The organism is Micromonospora sp. CPCC 206060 (genome assembly GCF_036906895.1).
Lineage (GTDB): Bacteria > Actinomycetota > Actinomycetes > Mycobacteriales > Micromonosporaceae > Micromonospora.
Window position 1 is genome coordinate 1 of sequence record NZ_JBAKHU010000159.1, and the last position, 4,229, is coordinate 4,229.

Consider the following 4,229-nt stretch of genomic DNA (forward strand, 5'->3'; position numbering starts at 1 on the left):
TGGCCGCCTCACGTCTACGCCAAACCGGCTCTGAGCTGCAGGTCTGCCGTACACCACTCTGCCGGACGCAACTACAGGTCGGTCGGCGGCTTCGTGAAATCACTGCGGATGAGATGGCCGGCGACAGCGTGCGCCAGGGCGTCCATTACCTCCTAGAGCTGTTCGGGCGCGGGCGCTCTCCGGGTGTGAACTTGGCTGTGGACGCTCTGCGCGGTGCCCTGCCGGAGGCGACGGTCCGGGCGCTCGCCCCCGCATATGTCACAGCACTACTAGGAGCCTACGGCACCGATAAGACGTCCCTTAGTCACTGAACCAACGCTGGTCACGTGCGACCGTGGCAAGCGGCGGCTGCTTCGACAGTTCGGCGGCGAGCGCTAGATTCGCCGTCGCCACGAGCTCGGCGGGCCACCGCCCGGGTTGGCTCAGTATCCGCGTCGCTGCAGCGACGCTAACGTTCGCGACGTCGATGCCGCGTAGCATGCCGGGGTCGATCTGCGATCTCGTCCCGTCGAACATCGTGGGGCGCAGTGCCCTGCGTTGGTAATCCCCGACGATCTGCAGGGCTGGCTCCGTGACGTCGCTGTGTAGCGAGAGAAGTTCGGCAACCTGCTCGGTCACGATGCGGGCGAGCTCGGGCTGGGTCGTGTCGTAGGCAATGCGGAACAGCAGTAACGCGGCGAGCGGGGACGGGGCTGCAGCCCGGCTCCGTAGCGGGCCGTGTAGGTCGAGGCGCCGCGGGGCCAGGTGCTTCGCGTAGCGGTAGACCGTGGCGACTGTGGTCGCCGCTTCGTGACCGGTGAGACCTCGAAGGACTCTGTTCAATGTTGGGATGCAAGCCAGCAGCACCGCTGCCTTCGCGAATAGAACGAGCGTCACGACCCAGGTGCGTGCCGCAAGTCCGCCATCGAGTCTCGATGCCTGCTCCAACCACCACGACTCGTCATCGTTGTGGTGCCGCGCTAGGCGTAGCCAGGCGGCAAGAGCGGCGGGCTCGGCGCCAGGTGTCAGACGCGGGCTGCCAGATTCGGTCGGCGAGAGGTCATCGGGAACGATGATGAGGGCTTCGCGCAGTAGCCAGCTGTCGCCGAAGCCGGTCGCGATGATTTCCAACAGGTATGCCCATGGTTCGTTGCTGGCCCACTCGCCAGCTTGGTGTGCTGCCTTGAGCCCCGTAGTCAGGCTTTGGGCATCCAGGGTCTGGGTCCCGCGCCGTCGGCGACGCCGAATCTCGCCGCCGGTCGCGCCGAGCCGAGCCGCGAGCCGGTGGGCGTAGAACCGATCGGGATGGGCGTAGGCATGGAGATCACCAAGTAGCGTGCCGTCGGCGCCAGCCAGACCGTGACCGTGGCCGTCGCTGAAGTCGACAATGCAGGCTCGGGCGAGTTCGCCGTGCTGAATGTTGCTGCCGGCTTCGAGTAGCAGCGGCAGAAGGGGGTCACGTTGGGCCCCGCTGCCAGTGCGGCAGCACCGCAGAACATGCTCCGCCTCCGGGCTGCTCAGGTTGGAAAGGGCTCGTAACCGGGCGGCCGTCCGTAGCCACGTCATCGTCGGCTGGCGAAAATCGTCGCTCCAGCACCACTCCCGCACACGGTTGGGGTCGTCATGCCCGAGGAGCAGGTCAGCGAGAGCTGCACGGTGGAATGGGTCGGGTTCGGTTTTCAGCCGCTCTCGTGTGTACGAGGCGACTTGTGTGCCGCCGGTGGTGGTAGACAGTGCCAAGGGTTGTCTGCTGTCGTCTAGAAGGCCGTCCATCGCAAGTATGCATCCGGGGCCTTCGAGGACTGCCTCGACGGCCCCGCGCACCGCTACTGCGGTCATGCCCTGGTACACCTGGTCGCGCAGCAGTTGGACGAGGACGGTGCGGGTGAGCGGAAGCGCATCGAGTGGCGAATCGGCGCGTACCTCGCGGGCAACGATCGGCACGCTCTTGACTTCGCCATCGGATAGCAGTCCGACGAAGAAGCGCAGTACGTTGGACCAGTACGGCCGCTTCAACAGCTCCGCCAGCCGGGCGTCCTTGGTGGCGCGGCCCCGAGACTGCGCTCCTTCCTCCAGATGGCAGGCCGCGAAGTACTCGCGTAGAGGCTGCACCTCGAACTCAAAGGCGCCGCTGTGGCGTTGCACGATGCAGACGACTCTCGCCGTGACGGAGGTGAACAGCGCCATGAGGTCCGGGCTGTTGTCATCGTAGTCGCGCAGGAACTGCCCGATTAGCTGCTTCATGTCGTTGATCTGGAGTTTGCCGCTGGTGTTGCCGAGTTCTGCCCGTGCCTGCAGATGCCAGGCGAGGTACCGGTGTAGGGCCATCAGCAGCCTGCGATGGTCACGTACTATCGGCTCTTTAGGTGCCTCCCGATCGAAGAATATTTGGACGTAGTCGGCGTACAGTTGGGTGCGCTGTTCAGGAAGGATGCCGCGGCGCTGCAGCAGATGCAGCAGAATCGCCATCTGCATTGGGCTGCTAGCTAACTCCGCCACGTGGGGAAGTTCGAGGTTGGAGATAAAGCGATCCCGTAGCTCGCCGGCGCCCGTGTCATCAAGGCGGTTTTGCTGCGCCCATCGCTTTAGATAGCCCAACTGCAGGTGCTTCGTCAGGCGTTGCATGATCAGTTCGGGGAAGCCATCGCCGAGCTTGAGTTGAGTGTCCGTGGCCCCAGGCCGGGTGGTCACCAGGATGACGATGTCGATGTCCGGGCTGTCGAGACGCCGCGCGGTCTTCGCGATCTGTCGCGCTACGCGTTCACGCAACGCAAGGTCGGCGACCTCATCCAGACCGTCCAACGCCAGCAGAGCCGGCGTCGCTGCTAGCACTGCGGCCAGATCGTCGGTGGTGAAAGTCTGGCTACCGCTGTTCTGAGCGACGTGCCCTGCGAGGTACTCTTCCAGCGCCTCGGAGGCCCTGTCGTTTTTCTTTCGTCGTTTTGGGAACAGGGCCAGCCATTCGGCATACGCACGAAGGTCAACGCGGAACGGAATGCGGGCGACGTGAGGGCGATAGCCGCGTGTGCTGACATAATCGGCGAGGTCGAGGTGTAGCGACCGGTACGCCTGGCACACGTATTGCAGCAACGTTGTCTTGCCCTGTCCGGGGCCGCCGATGATCATCGCGTTGCCGCGCCAGGTTGGATGCAGCAGGAGCTGAGCGCCGCCGGCTTCCCACTGGCGTGAAGCGGGAGCATCGGCAGTGTCGACATCGGTGGCGTCGACGCCGCCCATCTGAGCCATCAACCGGTACGGTTCGCTCCCCTTCTCGCGGCTCGCGACGCGCACGTCGACGAAGAGCTTGTGTACCGATGGGCCGAGTAGGTCGACCTCGCCGAACTTGACCTGATCGTCAGCATCGTACTGGTCGCGAAGGTAGGCGGCGAGGACCCGGTCTCGTCGGCTGGCACCGTCGGACATGTCCAGCTTGGTGATCGCCAGCACCTGGTCTGGAGGCAGGATGCGCATGAAGGGGCGCACCAAGGCGTTCGGCGCGGCGCTCACCTGGGCGTCAATGGTCTCCCGCCACCATGGCGTGATGGCGATTGACCACGCCTGTTCGCGGATCTTCAGCTCCCTGTCCAGCCGGTCGATCGTGCCGCTGTCGAGGTTGCCGGTGCCCTCGACATTCGTGACCAGGTAGTAGTCACGCGCGCCGCGGTCGACCAGCGCGATGACTTTCTCAGCCTCGTTGTCCAACGTTGACAACAGCCACTTCACCGGGTCTGAGATCTTGTCTGGCGATATGGTGAACTTGACCTGATAGACGCTGCTGTCATACAGGGCGTCGCGACCGCCGTCGGCTTTACGCAACGGCATGGCGCGCATCTTCGGGCCGAGCGCGTGCGCCAACAAGGCTTGGACAAGTTGCTGGAACTCAACGTCGCCGAGGTCTTCGTAGCGGTAGCGCACGCCACGATGATCGCACGCACTGAGCCTTCTTCATCGTGATCAAGGGCGTCTGACCCGGCGCGCGGTGACGTGTCGCTGCTCCAGATAGGACAAAGCTCTCGGTAGGACAGCAGTCGACCAGGAACGACTGCCCACGGGAGCTCTGTTGCTGACCTACCCTGCCAGCATCCCGCTGCCCACGCGCAGCCTGACCCGCCTGACCGAGCTGATCCGCAACCGCCGTAGGACGCTCGGCGCCAGGTGGCGCAAACCCTCCGGCAAACCGGGGAACCTCAGAGGGCGGTTACGGAGATTGTGTCCCTTTCGGGGCCAAAGCAAACATGCCGGGCTCGTTT

The 4,229-nt window shown here is 64.5% G+C and carries 1 protein-coding gene; it reads right to left on the reverse strand.

Annotation, left to right across the window (positions count from 1 at the left end; genetic code table 11):
* Window positions 1-300: 300 nt before the first annotated feature.
* A complete protein-coding gene (locus V6U90_RS32660) occupies window positions 301-3,894 on the reverse strand; it encodes an NACHT domain-containing protein (protein WP_334444921.1) in 3,594 nt (1,197 codons plus the stop codon).
* Between the last annotated feature and the right edge of the window lie 335 nt (window positions 3,895-4,229).